We start from the raw sequence: 15,887 nt of genomic DNA on the forward strand, positions 1-15,887 counted from the left end.
CGGGCGTCCCCGCGCTGCATACTGACCAGATGAGACGCGTGTTCGTCGCCCTGATCGCCGCCCTTCTGCTCGCACCGCTCGCCCCAGCGCACGCGTCGACGCGCGTCGGCCCGCTGCCGGACGACTTCCTGTGGGGCGTCGCCTCGTCGGGGTTCCAGGCCGAGGGATACTCCCCGGCGAGCAACTGGACGCGGTACATCGCGCGGGGCACGACCACCGACCGGATCGGGAACTCCATCGACTTCCGGCACCGCTACGCGTCCGACATCGCGTTGGCGAAGGGCCTCGGCGTGAAGGTGTACCGGATCGGGATCGAGTGGGCGCGGGTCGAACCGCGGCCGGGGCTGATCGACAGGCGTGAGCTCGCCTACTACGACGACCTGGTCGCGCAGATCGTCGCCGCCGGGATGCGCCCGATGATCACCCTCGACCATTGGGTGTATCCGGCGTGGATCGCCGACCGCGGGGGCTGGGCGTGGTCCGGGACCGCCGACCGATGGCTGCGGCACAATCGGATGATCGTCGACCGATACACGAAGTTCCACCCGCTGTGGATCACGGTCAACGAACCCGCGGCCTACATCCTGAAGGAGGTCCAGCACGGAGGGCTCGCGATCGGGGACGTCCCGCGGATGACCGACCGCCTCGTCCACGTGCACCGTGTCATGTACGACTACATCCACGCCCGCGACCCCAGGGCACGGGTGTCGTCGAACGTCGCCTACCTGCCGACGGTCGAGCCGACGGTCGATGCCGCGATCCTCGATCGGATGGCCGACAAGATCGACTTCGTCGGGTTCGACTACTACTATTCGGTGACCCCGACGGACATGTCGGCGGCCAACGTGGCCGTCGACCGCATGTGGGACGCGTCGATGGCCGCCGACGGCATCTACTACGCCCTTCGTGACCTGCACGAACGGTTCCCCGGCAAACCGTTGTACGTCGTCGAGGCCGGCCTGGTGACACAGGACGGCAAGCCGCGCGTCGACGGATACCGCAGGGCGGATCACCTGAGGGACATGACCTACTGGATCCAGCGCGCGCACGACGACGGGATCCCGGTGATGGGCTTCAACTACTGGACGCTCACCGACAACTACGAGTGGGGCAACTACGCGTCGCGCTTCGGCCTGTACACGGTGAATGTGAAGACCGATCCGACGCTGACCCGCCGCCCGACCGACGGCGTGGCCGCCTACCGGCAGGTGACCGCGGCGAACGGCGTGGCGGCGTCGTACCGACCGAGCCGGCCCGCGGTCTGGTGCTCCCTGGTGGCGGCTCCGTCGAGCTGCGCGCAGCCGGTTCACTGACGCGGGGCGCGTCCAGCCTGTTTCAGGGCGAGACGCAGCGCGTACTCGAGCTGCGCGTTGACGCTCCGCAAGTCGTCGGCCGCCCACTTGGCGATCGCGGCGTGCACATCGGGGTCGATCCGGAGCAGCACCTTCTTCGACTCCCGGCGGGGAGCGGTCATGCGTACAGCGATCCCGCATTCACGACCGGCTGGGTGGCCCGGTCGCCGCACAGCACCACCAGGAGGTTCGACACCATCTGGGCGCGGCGCTCGTCGTCGAGGTCGACGATGCCCTGCGCCTTCAGGTCGTCGAGCGCGAGTCCGACCATGCCGACGGCGCCCTGGACGATCTGCTTGCGTGCCGCGACCACCTGCGCGGCCTGCTGACGGACGAGCATGGCCTGCGCGATCTCCGGCGCGTACGCGAGGTGCGTGATCCTGGCCTCGATCACCTCGATGCCTGCCGACGCGGTGCGTTCGCGCAGCTCATCGGTGAGTTCCTCGGCGACCGTCGCACCGTCGCGGAGGCTGATCACGTTCTCCTGGTGCGCGTCGTACGGGTGGATCGTCGCCAGGTGCCGCACGGCGGCCTCCGACTGGGTCGCGACGTACTGTTCGTAGTCGTCCACGGCGAAGGCCGCCTTGAAGCTGTCGACCACCTTGTAGACGACGACGGCCCCGATCTCGACGGGATTGCCGTCCGCGTCGTTCACCTTGAGCGTCTGCGTCTCGAAGTTGCGGACGCGCAGCGAGATCGTCTGCTTGTCGGCGAGCGGGATGACGGTGAAGAATCCCGGCTCGCTGACCGAACCGACGTACCGCCCGAAGAACTGGACCACCCTCGCCTCGTTGGGTCCGACGACGGTGAGTCCGCTCATCGCGAGCAGCGTCGCCAGACCGAGGACGATCGCCACGACGACCACCGCCGCGAACGCCCCCGATCCGCCGTCTGCCATGACGACGACCGACCCGATGCCCGCGGCGATGCACACCGCGAGGACGACGAGTCCTGCCAGAAGTGCGACGAACCCGTTGGTCCGCCACGCCTGCTTCAGTTCCATGACGCCTCCTATCGAAGTGATATCACTACGATAGCCCGTTTCGGGGCGACGGGCAGTCTTACGCCGGACCGCTCGCCTTCACCATGCGTCGGGTGCCCGACCGGACCTTCCACGACTGGCCGCGGTACTGCCCGGTGCGGGGATCGGCGCGGTCGACGAGGAAGTACCAGTCCATCTGCGCGGCGGCCGGGGTGACGGTCATGACCGCGTAGCCGTGAGCGTCGGTGTCGACCCAGCGGATGTGGTGATTCAGCGTCTCCAGTGCCGTCGACGCCGCCCCGCCGACCGGCGAATGCTCCGGCAGCGACACCATGTCGTCCACGTTGTTCGAGGTCACCGAGGTCACGACGAACTCGGTGGCCGAGGTTCCCGCGCCGGGGTAGTTCGCGGGATTGCGCGGGACGTCGTTGGCGAACGACATGTGGATGTCGCCGGTGATGAACACGACGTTCTTCTTGCCCGCTCGGTCGATCGCGTCGAGCAGCGTCCGACGGTCCTTGGTGTAGCCGTCCCACTGGTCGCCGTTGAACGCGACACCGTTCTCGGGAACGCCGATGAGCGTCGTCAGCTCCTTGGTGCGCGCCGGGTCGAGCGGCGGGACGAGGATCGGCGCGATCATCACCGAGTTCCCGACGATCTGCCACGTCGCCGTCGACGTGGTGATGCCGCCCTTGACCCACTCCATCTGGCGACGACCCATGATCGTGCGCTTGCGATCATCGGCCTCCGGCGAGAAGCGGCCTGCCTCCTTGTCGCGGTACGTCCGCAGATCGAGCATGTTCAGCTCGAGGAGCTTGCCGTAGGCGAGACGGCGGTAGATGTGGCGATTGTCGGCGCTGACCTGCGGTCGGACCGGCATCCACTCGTAGTACGCCCGGTCGGCGTGCGCCTTGCGCTGCGTCCACGACCCCTGCGAGGGTTTGTGGTTCTCGGCCCCGCCCTTCCACTGGTTGTCGGCCACCTCGTGGTCGTCCCACGTGACGATGAACGGGTGCTGCGCGTGGGCGGCCTGCAGGTCGCGGTCGGTCTTGTACTGACCGTGGCGGATCCGATAGTCCGACAGGGAGACGATGTCGTGCTTGGGTTCGTGCGTGCGGACCGATCCGTGCTTGCCGCCGTACTCGCCCGGCGCGTACTCGTAGATGTAGTCGCCGAGGAAGACGACGGCGTCGAGGTCTGTGCGTGCGGCGAGGAAGCGGTAGGCGCCGAAGTATCCCGCCTCCCAGTTGGCACAGCTTGCGACTCCGAAGCGAACCTGCGCGACGTCCGCACCGGCCGCGGGCGCGGTCTTGGTCCGCCCGACCGGCGAGACCGCTCCCGCCGCGGGGCCGCCGGTCACGCGGAACCGGTACCAGTAGACGGCGGCCGGGCTCAGACCCGCCGCGTCGACCTTGACCGTGTGATCACGGGAGGCGTCGGTGCTCGTCGAACCGGACGCCACGATCCGGGAGAAGCCTCGGTCCGAGGCGATCTCCCATGTGAGGGTCGACGCGCCCCCTCGACCCGATCCGGGGGTCGCGTCGCTGGTAGGAGTCACGCGGGTCCACAGGATGACGCCGCCGGGCAGCGGGTCTCCGGAGGCGACGCCGTGACGGAAGGCTCCCGCGGCGCCTGCCGACGCGGGCGCGGGCGCGACCCCGGCCGCGAGGGGCAGTCCCACGGCGATGGCGCCCGCTCCCGCGGCTCCGATGAAGCCGCGGCGAGAGAAGGAAGTGGAAGCTGTGTCAGACATACCGGGGACCTTCCCACAGCCGGATGACCCGATGGTGAACGCATCCGTAACTACGGATCGTCGTAGGTATGCCCGACGGTCATGTGCCGTTCATCGATTCATGGGAAAGTGGATCGCATGATCGAGAACAGCCCCGAATCGGTCGGACCCGACCGTCGCACATTCCTCGCCGGAGCCGCAGTCGTCGCAGGCGCGGCCACCGTCGCCGCCACGGGCGTCGGCGCACCCACCGCGTCCGCCGCGGGCCGCTTCCCGTTGCCCCGGAAGTCCGACGCCCTGCGCGTGCTCGTCACGGGCGACGCAGGCACCGGAGAGAAGCCGCAGTTCGCGGTCACCGCCGCGGCCCGCAAGCTGCACGCCGCACGGTCGTTCGACGTCGCGGTCGGTCTCGGCGACAACATCTACGAGTCCGGTCCGAAGGGGCCGGACGATCATCAATTCCAGACGAAGTTCGAAAAGCCCAACGCGGGCCTGGACTTCCCGTGGCTGATGACGCTCGGCAACCATGACAACACCGCGGTCTTCCCCGGTGACGGCGGCTGGCTGCTCCGCGGCGACGCTGAGGTGAAGTACCACAATCGGTCGCGCCGCTGGTACATGCCGTCGCGCTACTACTCCGTGTCGCTCGGGGTCGCCGACTTCTTCATCGTCGACCTCAATCCGCTCGCTGCGTATATTCCCCCGGTGTTCTCGCCGGAATGGGAGCCAGGTGGTCACTACATGACGCGCCAGGCGCGCTGGCTCGACAAGGCACTCGCGGCGTCGAAGGCTCCGTGGAAGATCGTCTGCACCCATCACCCGTACGCGAACAACGGGCCGCACGGTCCGGCTGGCGACTTCGACGGACTCCCCGCGCCGCTGAACGGCCAGGCTGCGAAGGATTTCATCGAACGCCACATCGCGGGCAAAGCGCAGTTCCTGTTCTCCGGCCACGACCACAGCCAGCAGATCCTCGAGAACGTCTCGGGTCTGAAGGGGACGCGTCAGATCGTGTCGGGCGCGGCGGCCAAGGTGGTCAACAAGTCGTCGTCGAAGCAGTTCCGCGCCAAGTACGAGAACTACAAGGACCGCGGCTTCATGACGCTCGACGTCACGCCGACGAGCCTGCGACTCACCGCGTACGAGGTTCCGGTCTCGGGTTCGGCCCGGGCCGCGTACTCCACCACGTACCGACGCTGAGCGAGATACCCCACACGATCAGCCACACGCTCATCGATCCCACTTGGATTCGCTGAGCCAGGCCGAGCAGGTAATCGCCCTGGAGACGGTCCGACCCGAGCATCCAACCGGTCGCGACCGTCACCAGGGCGAACACCGCCGCGCCGGATGTCTTCAAGATCGGCCAGCTGCCCTCGCGGTACGCCGACCAGGTCGCCGCGATCATCGTGACGAACAAGGAGAAGACGGCGATCGCGCTCGTCGCGGCGTGGACGAGCGGCGCCGTTCCCATCGGGGACAGTGCGTCGGCGACGGTCGCGACGCCGAAGACCCCGACGGCCGCGACAGCGGTCCTGGCTCCGACTCCCCGAAGCCCGAGCGTCACCAGGATCAACGCCGCCGCCACCGCGGCGCCACCGGCGACGATGTCCCCGTACTCGTAGACGCGATGACAGGGGACGTCGGGCTCCTCGAGTTCGGAGAGGAACGAACGGAACCGGTCGCGGCCGGTCGGGACGATGAAGTCGAAGACCCATGACGAGTAGGCGACGCCCGCGATCACGAGCGCAGCGGTCGCCGCTGCTCCCCGCATCCTCTCTCCCCACACCCGGCTCACGGTACGCCCGCACGCCACCGGCCTCGTCGCCGCGCTCGGAGTCCAATCAGTCAACAGAAACCGTTTCATCACCCGATGGCAAGATTGCGGTGAGTCGTTGCTACCGTCAACGCCCATGAGTGACCGCACCCTGACCGACGTCCTCGTCCTCGGCAGCAATCGGATCCCGTTCGCACGGTCGAACGGGGCGTACCTCGGCGAGACGAACCAGTCGATGCTCACCGCCGCGCTCGGCGGACTGATCGACCGCTACGACCTCGCGGGTCAACGCCTCGGCGAGGTGGCGGGCGGCGCCGTCGTGAAGCTCGCGCGCGACCACAGCCTCACGAGGGAAGCGCTCATGGACTCCTCGCTCTCACGCATGACGCCGACGGTCGACGTGCAGCAGCAGTGCGCGACCGGCGGACAGGCGATCGTTCACATCGCCAACAAGATCGCGTGCGGCCAGATCGAGTCGGGCGTCGCCTGTGGCGCGGACACGACGTCCGACCCGCCGATCGGCTTCGGCCCGCGACTGCGGAATCGTCTCGTCAAGGTGAACGCGGCACGCTCCCTCGGCGACCGGCTTCGCGAAGCAGCTCAGATCCCCCTGTCGATCGACTTCGACATCCCCAGCCCGTCCGAACGACGTACGCACCTCGTTCCCGGTGCGGCCCAGGCGATCACCGGCGCGGCGTGGAACATCGGACGTCAGGAGCAGGACGAGATCGCGCTGGCTTCCCACGAGAATCTCGCCGCCGCCTACGACGACGGATTCTTCGACGACCTCGTCACCCCGTTCGCGGGCCTCGCACAGGACGACAACATGAGGCGTGGACTCACCGCCGAACGCCTCGCCGGACTGTCACCGTGCTTCGGCGGCGCCGACGGCACCATGACGGCGGCCAACTCCACCACCCTGACCGACGGAGCGTCGAGCGTCCTCCTCGGCAGTCCGGCATGGGCGGCCGAGCGCGGGCTGACACCGCTGGCCCGCATCGTCGACGCCCAGAGCTGGGCCGTCGACTATGTGGACGGCGACCCGAAGTCGGAGGGCGTGCTGATGGCTCCGGTGTACGCGGTGGACGAGCTGCTGCGCCGCAACGATCTGGCCTTGCAGGACTTCGACTTCTACGAGATCCATGAGGCGTTCGCGTCACAGGTGTGCTCCACGCTCGCCGCGTGGGCCGACGACGACTTCTGCCGCGAGCATCTCGGCCATGCGACGCTCGGCGAGATCGACCGGTCGAAGCTGAACGTCCACGGCGGCTCCCCCGCGACAGGTCACCCGTTCGGCGCGACGGGCGGCCGCATTGTCGGCACCCTCGCCAAGCTCATCTCACAGAAGCCAGGCTCCCGAGGTCTCGTCTCGATCTGCGCGGGCAGCGGGATGTCCGTCGCACTGATCCTCGAGTCTGTCTAGTGTCCCGAACCTGAAGTTCGTTGCATAGATGACTACGTCAGCATGCTCAACCACCATTGGATTATGAATACTCGTGCAATGGTCTTGCAGTTCGGGACACCGGTCAGCTCATCGCGATCAGGCCGCCACCGAGCCCGACCATGACGACGGCGATGATCGAGTCGAGCACCCGCCACGCACGGACGGAGGAGAACATCGGCGCCATCTTCTTGGCGCCGAATCCGAGGGCGAGGAACCAGACGATGCTGGCGATGCACGCGCCCACGGTGAACGCCCATTTGGCGTCGGCGTGGCTGTTCGCGATGGAGCCGAGCGTGAGCACGGTGTCGAGGTACGTGTGCGGGTTCAGCCAGGTCAGAGCCAGCGCCGTGCCGAGCGCCACCCACAGTCCGCGCGTGCGGCCGGGGTCGTCGTTGGTCGTCGAGGTCGGCGTCGGACGCCATGCTCGGCGGGCGGCGAACACTCCGAGCAGCATCAGGTACACACCGCCGATCACCTTGGCGATGCTGACGACCTCCGGATGCGAGGCGACGACGGCGCCGAGTCCGACCGTGCCCGCGCTGATGAGGACGATGTCGGACACGACGCACACGGCGATCACCGGAAGCACATACGAGCCGCTGATCCCTTGTCGGATCACGTACACGTTCTGAGGTCCGATCGCGATGATGAGGCCCGCTCCGGTGAGAAGGCCGGCGAGCGCGGCGAGCAGGAAAGTCGTGGTCACGTACATCGACGTTAGGAACCGCACGATCATTAGTCCATCAACTGATTCTTAGGAAAGATTAGAATCAGTAACTGTGATTTCTGGCATGGACGTCTCCGCAGAAGGCCTCGTCACCCTCAGCGCGGTACTACGCGAGGGAACGTTCGAGGCGGCCGCCGCATCGCTGCACGTCACACCGTCGGCCGTGAGTCAGCGGATCAAAGCGCTGGAGCAGTCGGTCGGCCGAGTCCTCGTCAGACGTGTCAAACCGGTGACCGCGACGCCCGACGGCGAGGTGCTCGCAAGGCTCGGTGAGCAGTGGTCCCTGCTGGTCGCCGAGGCGCAGGGCGAGTTGACGGGGATCGCGCACGAGCCCGACGTCGACCCCCGCCTGCTGCCCCGCGTGACGATCGCCGTCGCGTGCAACGCCGACTCGCTCGCCACCTGGTTCCTGCCGGTGGTCGCCGAGTTCCACGGCGCGCACCCCGTGTCGATCGACCTGCACCGCGACGACGAGAGCGTCACGACGGCCATGCTTCGGGCCGGCGACGTGGTCGGCGCGGTGACGTCGGAGCCGACGGTGGTACGCGGCTGCAAGACCGTCGAGTTGGGCTCGCTGCGGTACTTCCCCGTCGCGTCACCCGAGTTCATCGATCGGTGGCTGCCGAACGGCGTCCGCGCTCGCGACATGCGGCACGCGCCGATGGTGATGTTCGACCGCAAGGACCACCTGCAGATCAAGGCACTCAAACACCTCGTGTCCGAGCCGATCTCGCCGCCGGTCAACTACATCCCGGCGGCCTCGGAGTACCGCCGCGCCATCCAGGCAGGCATCGGCTGGGGCGCGGTCCCCGAGGTGGAGATCGACGACGAGCAGATCGGTCGCAGACTGGTTCCGCTGTCACGCAAGCCGATCGACGTGCCACTGTTCTGGCAGCACTGGAAACTGCGCTCGCCACTGGTCACGGCCCTCACCGAACTCGTCGTCGACCACGCGGCCCGGAACCTCGTCCCGCCCAGGCGCGGTCTCGCCCCGGTTCCCTCCGGCGGCCGCTGACCGCGCCGGGCGCCTCGCACGATTGCGACCCTCCCCGGCGGTCCGTCAGCGGAACAGCCTCCCGAGGAAGCTGCCCCGCGCGGACTTCGCCGCGGCCTTCTCTGCGGCGGAGTGTCCGCCCGCGCACCACTGCGTGGCGGGCACCGATGCCTTGACCTGTGCGACGTGGCTGCCGCAGCCCGACCACGTGGTCTTTCCACACGTCGTGCACTTCACCGCATGACACATTCGTGTATCTCCTGATGGGTCAGGCGGGCGCTTCGCCCGCATCGATGGCTTCAACGAATTCGCAGAACGCCTCGAAGGCGCGCGCACCGTGCACAGTGGCGGGCCCACCGTGCATCAGGAAGGTGACGCCGATCGCTTCGGCAGCCTCCTGCGGCGTGGCACCCGCGCGTGCCGCCGCCTGACCGTGGGACGCGACGCAGCCGTCACAACCCTCGACGACGCCGATGGCGAGTGCCACCAACTCCTTCGTCTTGCGGTCGAGTGCACCGTCGGCGAATGCAGCCTTCGAGAGCGCGCCCCACCCCTGGTAGACGTCGGGAATCGCCCGACGCAGCTCTCGGTGCAACGGTGCCAGGTCACGCAGCACCTGCTTGCCATGCGGCGAATCATGATCGTTCATGTCGTCTCCTTCCGACCATATCCCCCTAGGGGGTTAATTCGAACCTACCATATCCCCCACGGGGGTTAGGTGAACAACGGTCCCGGCTGCACCGGCCGGGCACGGCGGCGTTCGCGCTATTCTCCGAATGTGAAACTGCGCGTCGTGTCGTTGCTCGCTGTCGCCGCCGCCGTGATCGGCCTGTCCGTCCCGACGACAGCGCATGCGGGACCGGCGTCGTGCGTGCCCTTCGGGACGGCGCAACTGCCGCCGGGCGCCCCCGCGACGGGCAGCCGGGCAGGCTTGGAAACGTTCCCGCGATACACGGGCTCGCGGGCGCCACAGCGAGTGGAGCTGCGGACGGAGACCGCGCAGTTCAATCTGCACTGGGAGTTCGCGCTCGTGGGCCACCGGCTGATCGCACGGCCCCGGTCGACGACGCAGTGGCGCGCGGTCCCGCTGCCGTCGTGCCTGTCCGACCGTCTCGTCGCCATCTCGCTCGACGACGACGAACTCGTCGGCATCGACGCCCAGGGCTGGATCTACACGATGGACAACGTGAATCAGTCTCCGCGCCTGTGGAATTGGACGTCGGCGTGGGGCGCGATGCTGTGGACTGCACCGGGCCGCACGCTGCCGGGTCGGAAGACGGGAGGATGGGCGCTGTCGGTCACGTCACCGTCCGACAACCGCGTGTACCAGGACATCGCGGGCCGGGTGCATCCGAGCGGCCAGGCCAAGATGACGATGATCCCGTCGTTGACCGGCGACGGCAGCCGCATCACCTACGCCGACCCGTGGCTCCCCAACGACGACAGTTACGAAGTCGGCGGACCGCTCGGCGGACGCTTCCGGTCCACATCGTTGTCGGCGGCCGCGTCGACGATGTTCGTGATGAACAAGTACGGCGACATGTTCACCCGCACATTCGACTTCGATTCGTCCGGCTCCGACTCCGTCTTCTTCCGCTACAGCTGGGAGTCGCAGCGGGGCAAGCCGAGCGCCACCGACCTCACGACCGAGACGTGGGACCGCTCGACGGCCGCCGTCCAGCTCCCCGCTCCCGACTGGGCGCGCCAGCCCAAGATCCCCGGCCGGATCACGTCGACGATCACCGTCGTCGCGACCGGGCCGGGCGTGGAGAAGAGGGAACTGCGCGTCGCGGGCGCCCGGGCCGGGGCGGTGGGATTCTGGCACAAGGCACTGCACGCGACGGCCTGGTCGTTCACCGCGACCGGCGGCCCGCTGCCCGGAAGACCGCTGCAGAACTCGCCGTCCGACCGATCGTCGGAGACTCTCGCCGACCCGGTCCCGTGGAACCTCTCGGCCTCACTGCCGTCGCGGAAGGCCGTGGTCGACGGGCAGACGCTCATCGACATCGGACTGCCCTACAGCGTCGTCGACCCGCGACTGCTCGACCGGGTCGGTCTGACGGCGCCGCGTTCGGGTTATCGACTGCAGGTGACCGCGTTCGATCCCGCCGTCACCACCCGCCCCGCGGTGGTCGTGACCCCGACCGGCGCCCGGATCCCGGTGCTCCTGCACACCGCGGACGGCATGCGGATGACGCCGAGCCGACCTGGACTGACGTCCACCCCACGCCATCTCGTCGGAGCCGTCGCACTCGACGACGCGACATTCGCGAGACGGGCGTCAGACACGGCGATCGCGGCGTTCGTGCGCGACTGGATGCGAGGCGAGGCCATCGCCCCGATCACCCTCAGCGCCACCACGACGAGCCTGGTGATCCGATGAGCGGCGCCCTCGTCGACGTCGGCGACGGCATCGAGATCTGGGCGTCGTCCACCGGTGACGGTCCGGCGGTCCTCCTGTCCCCCGGCCTCGGAATGCCGCCCGGCTCATGGGCTTTCAGCGGCCTTCCCGAGAGGTTGGCCGACGCCGGGTTCCGCGTGATCACGTACGCGGCACGCGGTGTCGCCCCGTCCTCCGCGCCGCCCGCCCCGTACACCGTCCACGGGATGGCCGCAGACGCGGCGAGCGTCCTCGGCCACTTCGACGTCGACGAGGCGATCCTCGTCGGGTACTCGATGGGCTGCTACGTGTCACAGGCATTGTTCGACGTGTGGTCCGGCCGCGTCGTCGGGCTGGCGATGATCGGCGGCCTGCGGTCGTCCGTGATCGGCGAGGTCGTGAATCGGATGGAACTCGACCTCATCGAGAGACTCGGCGGCGTTCCGGCGTCGGTCTCGCTGTTCGAGCAGCTCATGACCACGTTGGCGCCGTCGACCTTGCGCGACAACGCCCAGGTCGGAGTATGGCGCGACATCCTGGCCTCGGCATCCGACGTCTGGACGTCTCCCGCGGGTCAACACGGCCAGACGGCGGCGTCGTGGGCGTGGATGAGCGCGGGCGAACCGACCCTCGACCGCCTCACCGCCATCGACTGTCCGACCCTCGTCGTCGGCTTCGAGGACGACGTCTTCTTCCCGCCGTCCGGGTCGCGGGAGGCGGCGTCGCACATCCCCGACTCGCGGTGGCTGCTCGTCGACGGCGAAGGGCACGGCGGCCTCATGCTCGATCCCGCGCACCGCGCCGCCTCGCACGTCGTCGACTTCTGCACGTCGCTGGCGACACCGTAAGGGTCAGATCGGGCGGCCGTCCCACTCGTGGTCGTGCATGAACCCGCCGTCGACGCCGACACCGTACTTCCGCGCCTGCCGCATGATGCCTGCGTACGCCAGCGGCATCATCGCGGCGGGTTTACGGTCGAGGGGATCGATGATGACGTCCTTCGACGACCGCATCTTGGCCCAGAACTTCTTGAACGTGTTGTCCGGGTAGGCGTCCTTCTTCCAGCCGAACAGCAACATGCCCGCGCCGATCATCGTCGTCCGGCCGGGCGGAGGCGTGATCAGTTCGGTGTTCTCGCCGAAGAACGCGCGATCCACCCGCTGTTCACGCGTGAACATCATGATTCCGCTGGTTCCGCGCGGATTGCATTCGATCGTGTACAGCCCCCGCTCGGGGTGATCGATGAAGTCCAAGCCCATGTGCCCGGTGAAGTTCACCGACTTCACGAGCTCGCGCGTCCACTCCAGGATCCCTTCGTGGTCGACGTGTTCGAAGGTCAGGCACGATTTCCCGTCGATCGCGTAGTCGACGGGGTAGGTGGCGTGCGCGTACACCTCGCCGTCACGACACACCGAATACGTGCAGTACCGGTCGCCCTCGAGCCATTCCTGCGCGATCCACGGATTCGTCGGATCGAACTCGAGATAGCTCAGATCGTCGCCCGGATGGGCCTTGTAGATCGTCTGCGAACCCCGTGAATACGCCTGCTTGATCGCGAACGGGGTGGTGAAGTCGAGTTTCGCGACGTCGTCCGGTCCCGCCAGTTCCATGAACTTCAGCGTGTCGAATCCACGGTCGACCAGCGCCCGTTGATAAGCCAGCTTGTTGTGCAGCATGTCCTCCACCTCGAAAGGCGAGAGGAACAGTTTGTCAAGACCCGAGTTTGTTGGAGACCGATCAGTTGTTCTGTGAGGTGAGTTCGCGGGCCCGATTCTGGGTCCAGTAGTCGGCTTCGGCCGCGGCGGGTGGTTGGTAGTCCAAGGCCGAGTGCAGGCGGGTGGTGTTGTACCAGTGGACCCATTCGGCGGTGGCGATCTCGACGGCGTTGGTGCTTGTCCACGGTCCTTTCTTGTAGATCAGCTCGTGCTTGTACAACGAGTTCAGGGCTTCGGCCATCGCGTTGTCGTAGGAGTCCCCGCGCGAGCCGACTGAGGCGATGGCGCCGGCTTCATCGAGGGCCTGGGTGTAGCGGATGGCTCGGTATTGCACCCCGCGGTCGGAGTGATGGATCAGCGCGGTTAGGTCTTGACCGGACCGCCGGCGCAGCCACAATCCCATCGCCAGGGCGTCGATCGCGAGGTCAGCGAACATGCGGGTCGAGGTCTGCCACCCGACGATCATCCGGGAGAACACGTCCAACACGAACGCTACGTACACCCATCCGACCTCGGTCCGCACGTACGTGATGTCGGCAACCCACAGCTGATTCGGCGCGTCAGCGTGAAATGTGCGGTCGACCAGATCGGCCGGACGCGCCGTTTCCGGTGCCGGGCGGGTGGTCCGTGGGAACTTGCCCCGCACGACGCCCCGGATCCCCAGGTCAGCGCATAGTCGTTCGATAGTGCACTTGGCTACGGTGATCCCCTCCATGCGCAGTGCGGCGCGGATCTTGCGTTGTCCGTAGATTCCGCCGGTGGCCTCATAGACCCGCATGATCTGGGTCTTGAGGTACTCGTCTCGCACTGCTCTGGCCGACGGTGGCCGGGTGCGGGCGGCGTAATAAGTCGATGGCGCGATCGCGCAGCCAGCCTCGGTCAGAGCGGTGCAGATCGCCTCGACGGGCCATCGATGTCGGTGCTGATCGATGAAGGCGACGATCAGCGGTGTGGCCGGTCGAGCTCGGCCGCGAAGAAAGCCGACGCCGTCTTCAAGATCTCGTTCGCCCGACGCAGCTCTCGAACTTCGTTCTCCAACAAGCGGATCCGCTCAATATCGGAAATCGTTTCAATCCCAGGCGATTCGGCTTGGCCGTCTTCGACGCGACGGACCCAGTTCCGCAGGGTTTCGGGGTTGATGTCGAGTTGCTTAGCGATCCGGGCCAGAGCTCCGGGCGCGGTCTCGGGATCCTTCCGAGCATCGATGGCCATGCGTGTGGCACGGTCCCGCAACTCGGGTGAGTACTTCGATGGGCGAGGCATGAAACAAGTGTCCCTTCCGGTCAAACCTGTCTCCATCAAACCCGGGACGATTCAGTTCGACGGTGTCCGGGAACAGGCCCGCCATCATTGCGAGAATGTCCGTCTCTTCGTGGATCGGGATGACGATGTCGACCTTTTCGCGTTCGACGATCGCCGCCAACTCACGGCAGTACTCCTGCGGTTTGAACTTCGGCGGGCTCACCTTGTGAAAGCCGCTCACCGCGTTCGAATACCTGCTCACGCCCACCGCGAGACTGTCGACGACAGTCACCTGATGGCCTGCGGCGGCCATGAGTCGGGCCAAGTTGAGCGTCAGGAATGACCGCGCGAACGTGATCAGGACATGTCTGCGAGTACCAGAGGCCACAGATACAGAGTAAACACAGCCCTGTGACGCACGTGTAGCGTGGGCAATCGATCAACAGTGGGATCGTCAGGCCCGCGGTCAGATTGGGGATTTCTGCGTTGTTCGCTATCGGAGTCATCGCGGCAGCCATGGCGGCCGTCGCGTACGGCGTGTCGACTGTGCTTCGCGCACTCGGGGCGCGTCGCGTCGCACTCGAGATGCGCGAGGACGGCAAGAACGACGTCCAGGCGCTCGAAGACGGCGGAGCCGCGCCGTCGGTCTCGTCGACGATGTCGACGATCGCCGATCCCGCTTTCATCCTCGGCACCGTCATGGTGATCGTCGGCTTCGCGGGCGGAGCCCTCGCGGCCCGATTCCTGCCGCTGTTCCTCGCGCAGTCGATCGTCGCCGCCAACCTCGTCGTCACGGCACTGCTCGGCACGCTCCTGCTGAACATCACCCTCCACACCCGCGACTGGGTCGCGATCTGGCTGGTCGTCCTATCGCTGTTCATGTTGGGCGTGTCGTCGGCGAAGCACGCGCACGACGAAGCGTCCCGCACGTTCCACTGGGGTCTGCTGGTCGCGACGATCATCGTCGCCGCCGTCGCACTCCTCGGCGTGTACACGCTCGGGAAGTACGCGGCGATAGTCGGCGGTGCGGCGTCCGGCCTGTGCTTCGGCATCATCGCGATCGCCGTCCGCGTCCTCGACGGCATGGAACCGTTCGACCTCGTCGCACTCCTCACCGACCCGGCCGCCTGGTCGATCGCCGTCGCGGGCGCCGTCGGCTTCTACGTCCAGACCGTCGCACTGCAGGTCGGAGCCGTGAACGGCGTGACCGCGCTCCTCGTCGTGTTCGAGACCGCCGCGCCGAGCATCATCGGAGTCACCTTCCTCGGCGACGCGGCCCGCGAAGGCCTCGGCTGGCTCGCCGTCGTCGGATTCATCGGCGCCGTGATCGGCGCGGTCCTCGTCGCCTGGTACGGCACCGGCGACCCCGACCACTTCGGCGAAGCCCCGCCCGAGAAGGGCGGCTGGCGCCGCGGTCGCGAACAGGGCGCGGTCTCCGACTGACACTCTCCGCTCGTGCGCAGCGCGTCGCGACATCCGGCCGCCACGCGGAAGAACGCAGCCCAACCAGCACCTTCGACGTTCATCCGTTCGGACTACAAGTCG

Annotated in this window: 15 protein-coding genes and 2 pseudogenes; 7 read left to right on the plus strand and 10 right to left on the minus strand. The window is 67.3% G+C overall.

All coding sequences use genetic code 11. From position 1 onward, the window contains the following. The first annotated feature begins 29 nt into the window (after positions 1 to 29). The gene (locus GYB83_RS03465) at positions 30 to 1,313 is read left to right on the plus strand and encodes a family 1 glycosylhydrolase (protein ID WP_161894171.1); all 1,284 of its coding nucleotides are present in this window, start codon (positions 30 to 32) and stop codon (positions 1,311 to 1,313) included. Here the strand turns inward: GYB83_RS03465 and GYB83_RS03470 are convergent. From GYB83_RS03470 to GYB83_RS03480, 3 genes are read right to left on the minus strand one after another with little or no spacing between them, the layout of a single operon-like run. Further along, the gene (locus GYB83_RS03470; protein ID WP_161894172.1) at positions 1,307 to 1,474 is read right to left on the minus strand and encodes a type II toxin-antitoxin system antitoxin; all 168 of its coding nucleotides are present in this window, start codon (positions 1,472 to 1,474) and stop codon (positions 1,307 to 1,309) included. The two genes, GYB83_RS03465 and GYB83_RS03470, sit on opposite strands and share 7 nt — an antisense overlap. Then, entirely contained in the window at positions 1,471 to 2,355 is an 885-nt protein-coding gene (locus GYB83_RS03475) for an SPFH domain-containing protein (RefSeq protein WP_161894173.1), read from the minus strand. Before GYB83_RS03475 ends, GYB83_RS03470 begins: the two co-directional genes overlap by 4 nt. A gap of 58 nt (positions 2,356 to 2,413) precedes the next feature. Further along, positions 2,414 to 4,087: an alkaline phosphatase D family protein gene (locus GYB83_RS03480; protein WP_161894174.1), complete on the minus strand. Its 1,674-nt coding sequence runs from the start codon at positions 4,085 to 4,087 to the stop codon at positions 2,414 to 2,416. A 117-nt stretch (positions 4,088 to 4,204) separates the two neighbouring features. Here GYB83_RS03480 and GYB83_RS03485 point away from each other — a divergent pair, with 117 nt between their 5' ends. After that, positions 4,205 to 5,266 (plus strand): metallophosphoesterase, encoded by a 1,062-nt coding sequence (locus GYB83_RS03485; RefSeq protein WP_161894175.1) that lies wholly within the window; start codon positions 4,205 to 4,207, stop codon positions 5,264 to 5,266. On the opposite strand, the gene GYB83_RS03490 is transcribed toward GYB83_RS03485, so the two are convergent. Further along, a complete protein-coding gene (locus GYB83_RS03490) occupies positions 5,199 to 5,837 on the minus strand; it encodes a DUF998 domain-containing protein (protein WP_161894176.1) in 639 nt (212 codons plus the stop codon). The genes GYB83_RS03485 and GYB83_RS03490 overlap by 68 nt on opposite strands. Positions 5,838 to 5,976: 139 nt before the next feature. Here GYB83_RS03490 and GYB83_RS03495 point away from each other — a divergent pair, with 139 nt between their 5' ends. After that, positions 5,977 to 7,263, plus strand: a complete 1,287-nt coding sequence (locus tag GYB83_RS03495) for an acetyl-CoA C-acetyltransferase (RefSeq protein ID WP_161894177.1) — start codon at positions 5,977 to 5,979, stop codon at positions 7,261 to 7,263. Positions 7,264 to 7,366: 103 nt separating this feature from the next. Here the strand turns inward: GYB83_RS03495 and GYB83_RS03500 are convergent, their stop codons facing one another. Then, the gene (locus GYB83_RS03500; RefSeq protein ID WP_228461207.1) at positions 7,367 to 7,996 is read right to left on the minus strand and encodes a LysE/ArgO family amino acid transporter; all 630 of its coding nucleotides are present in this window, start codon (positions 7,994 to 7,996) and stop codon (positions 7,367 to 7,369) included. Between the two features lie 79 nt (positions 7,997 to 8,075). Between GYB83_RS03500 and GYB83_RS03505 the strand changes: the two genes are divergently transcribed. Further along, positions 8,076 to 9,026, plus strand: a complete 951-nt coding sequence (locus GYB83_RS03505) for a LysR family transcriptional regulator ArgP (protein ID WP_161894179.1) — start codon at positions 8,076 to 8,078, stop codon at positions 9,024 to 9,026. 45 nt (positions 9,027 to 9,071) lie between these two features. On the opposite strand, the gene GYB83_RS03510 is transcribed toward GYB83_RS03505, so the two are convergent. After that, positions 9,072 to 9,242: a DUF8730 family Cys-rich protein gene (locus GYB83_RS03510; protein ID WP_371864990.1), complete on the minus strand. Its 171-nt coding sequence runs from the start codon at positions 9,240 to 9,242 to the stop codon at positions 9,072 to 9,074. A gap of 31 nt (positions 9,243 to 9,273) precedes the next feature. Next, on the minus strand, positions 9,274 to 9,654 hold the full coding sequence (locus GYB83_RS03515) for a carboxymuconolactone decarboxylase family protein (RefSeq protein WP_161894181.1): 381 nt from the start codon (positions 9,652 to 9,654) through the stop codon (positions 9,274 to 9,276). A 129-nt stretch (positions 9,655 to 9,783) separates the two neighbouring features. Between GYB83_RS03515 and GYB83_RS03520 the strand changes: the two genes are divergently transcribed. Then, complete coding sequence (locus GYB83_RS03520) at positions 9,784 to 11,388, plus strand: hypothetical protein (protein ID WP_371864991.1); 1,605 nt, start codon at positions 9,784 to 9,786, stop codon at positions 11,386 to 11,388. Next, complete coding sequence (locus GYB83_RS03525) at positions 11,385 to 12,233, plus strand: alpha/beta fold hydrolase (protein ID WP_161894182.1); 849 nt, start codon at positions 11,385 to 11,387, stop codon at positions 12,231 to 12,233. Before GYB83_RS03520 ends, GYB83_RS03525 begins: the two co-directional genes overlap by 4 nt. Before the next feature lie 3 nt (positions 12,234 to 12,236). Here GYB83_RS03525 and GYB83_RS03530 read toward each other — a convergent pair whose 3' ends face one another. From GYB83_RS03530 to GYB83_RS23515, 3 genes and pseudogenes are all read right to left on the minus strand, one after another. Next, positions 12,237 to 13,061 (minus strand): ATP-grasp domain-containing protein, encoded by an 825-nt coding sequence (locus GYB83_RS03530; protein ID WP_161894183.1) that lies wholly within the window; start codon positions 13,059 to 13,061, stop codon positions 12,237 to 12,239. A gap of 61 nt (positions 13,062 to 13,122) precedes the next feature. Beyond that, positions 13,123 to 14,363 (minus strand): annotated as a pseudogene (locus GYB83_RS03535) (IS3 family transposase). 34 nt (positions 14,364 to 14,397) lie between these two features. Continuing rightward, positions 14,398 to 14,730, minus strand: a pseudogene (locus tag GYB83_RS23515) (ATP-grasp domain-containing protein); the annotation flags it as partial. A 98-nt stretch (positions 14,731 to 14,828) separates the two neighbouring features. On the opposite strand from GYB83_RS23515, the gene GYB83_RS03545 reads away from it, so the two are divergent. After that, positions 14,829 to 15,785 carry a DMT family transporter gene (locus GYB83_RS03545; protein ID WP_161894184.1) on the plus strand — a complete coding sequence of 319 codons (957 nt, stop codon included), beginning with the start codon at positions 14,829 to 14,831 and terminating at the stop codon, positions 15,783 to 15,785. Positions 15,786 to 15,887: the final 102 nt, after the last annotated feature.

The sequence above is a fragment of the Gordonia spumicola genome (genome assembly GCF_009932475.1).
Lineage (GTDB): Bacteria > Actinomycetota > Actinomycetes > Mycobacteriales > Mycobacteriaceae > Gordonia > Gordonia spumicola.

Bases quoted from the DNA above. Each gene is read 5' to 3' on its own strand.
- GYB83_RS03465 (WP_161894171.1), top strand. From the start codon at position 30: ATGAGACGCGTGTTCGTCGCCCTGATCGCCGCCCTTCTGCTCGCACCG.
- GYB83_RS03470 (WP_161894172.1), bottom strand. From the start codon at position 1,474: ATGACCGCTCCCCGCCGGGAGTCGAAGAAGGTGCTGCTCCGGATCGAC.
- GYB83_RS03475 (WP_161894173.1), bottom strand. From the start codon at position 2,355: ATGGAACTGAAGCAGGCGTGGCGGACCAACGGGTTCGTCGCACTTCTG.
- GYB83_RS03480 (WP_161894174.1), bottom strand. From the start codon at position 4,087: ATGTCTGACACAGCTTCCACTTCCTTCTCTCGCCGCGGCTTCATCGGA.
- GYB83_RS03485 (WP_161894175.1), top strand. From the start codon at position 4,205: ATGATCGAGAACAGCCCCGAATCGGTCGGACCCGACCGTCGCACATTC.
- GYB83_RS03490 (WP_161894176.1), bottom strand. From the start codon at position 5,837: ATGCGGGGAGCAGCGGCGACCGCTGCGCTCGTGATCGCGGGCGTCGCC.
- GYB83_RS03495 (WP_161894177.1), top strand. From the start codon at position 5,977: ATGAGTGACCGCACCCTGACCGACGTCCTCGTCCTCGGCAGCAATCGG.
- GYB83_RS03500 (WP_228461207.1), bottom strand. From the start codon at position 7,996: ATGTACGTGACCACGACTTTCCTGCTCGCCGCGCTCGCCGGCCTTCTC.
- GYB83_RS03505 (WP_161894179.1), top strand. From the start codon at position 8,076: ATGGACGTCTCCGCAGAAGGCCTCGTCACCCTCAGCGCGGTACTACGC.
- GYB83_RS03515 (WP_161894181.1), bottom strand. From the start codon at position 9,654: ATGAACGATCATGATTCGCCGCATGGCAAGCAGGTGCTGCGTGACCTG.
- GYB83_RS03525 (WP_161894182.1), top strand. From the start codon at position 11,385: ATGAGCGGCGCCCTCGTCGACGTCGGCGACGGCATCGAGATCTGGGCG.
- GYB83_RS03530 (WP_161894183.1), bottom strand. From the start codon at position 13,061: ATGCTGCACAACAAGCTGGCTTATCAACGGGCGCTGGTCGACCGTGGA.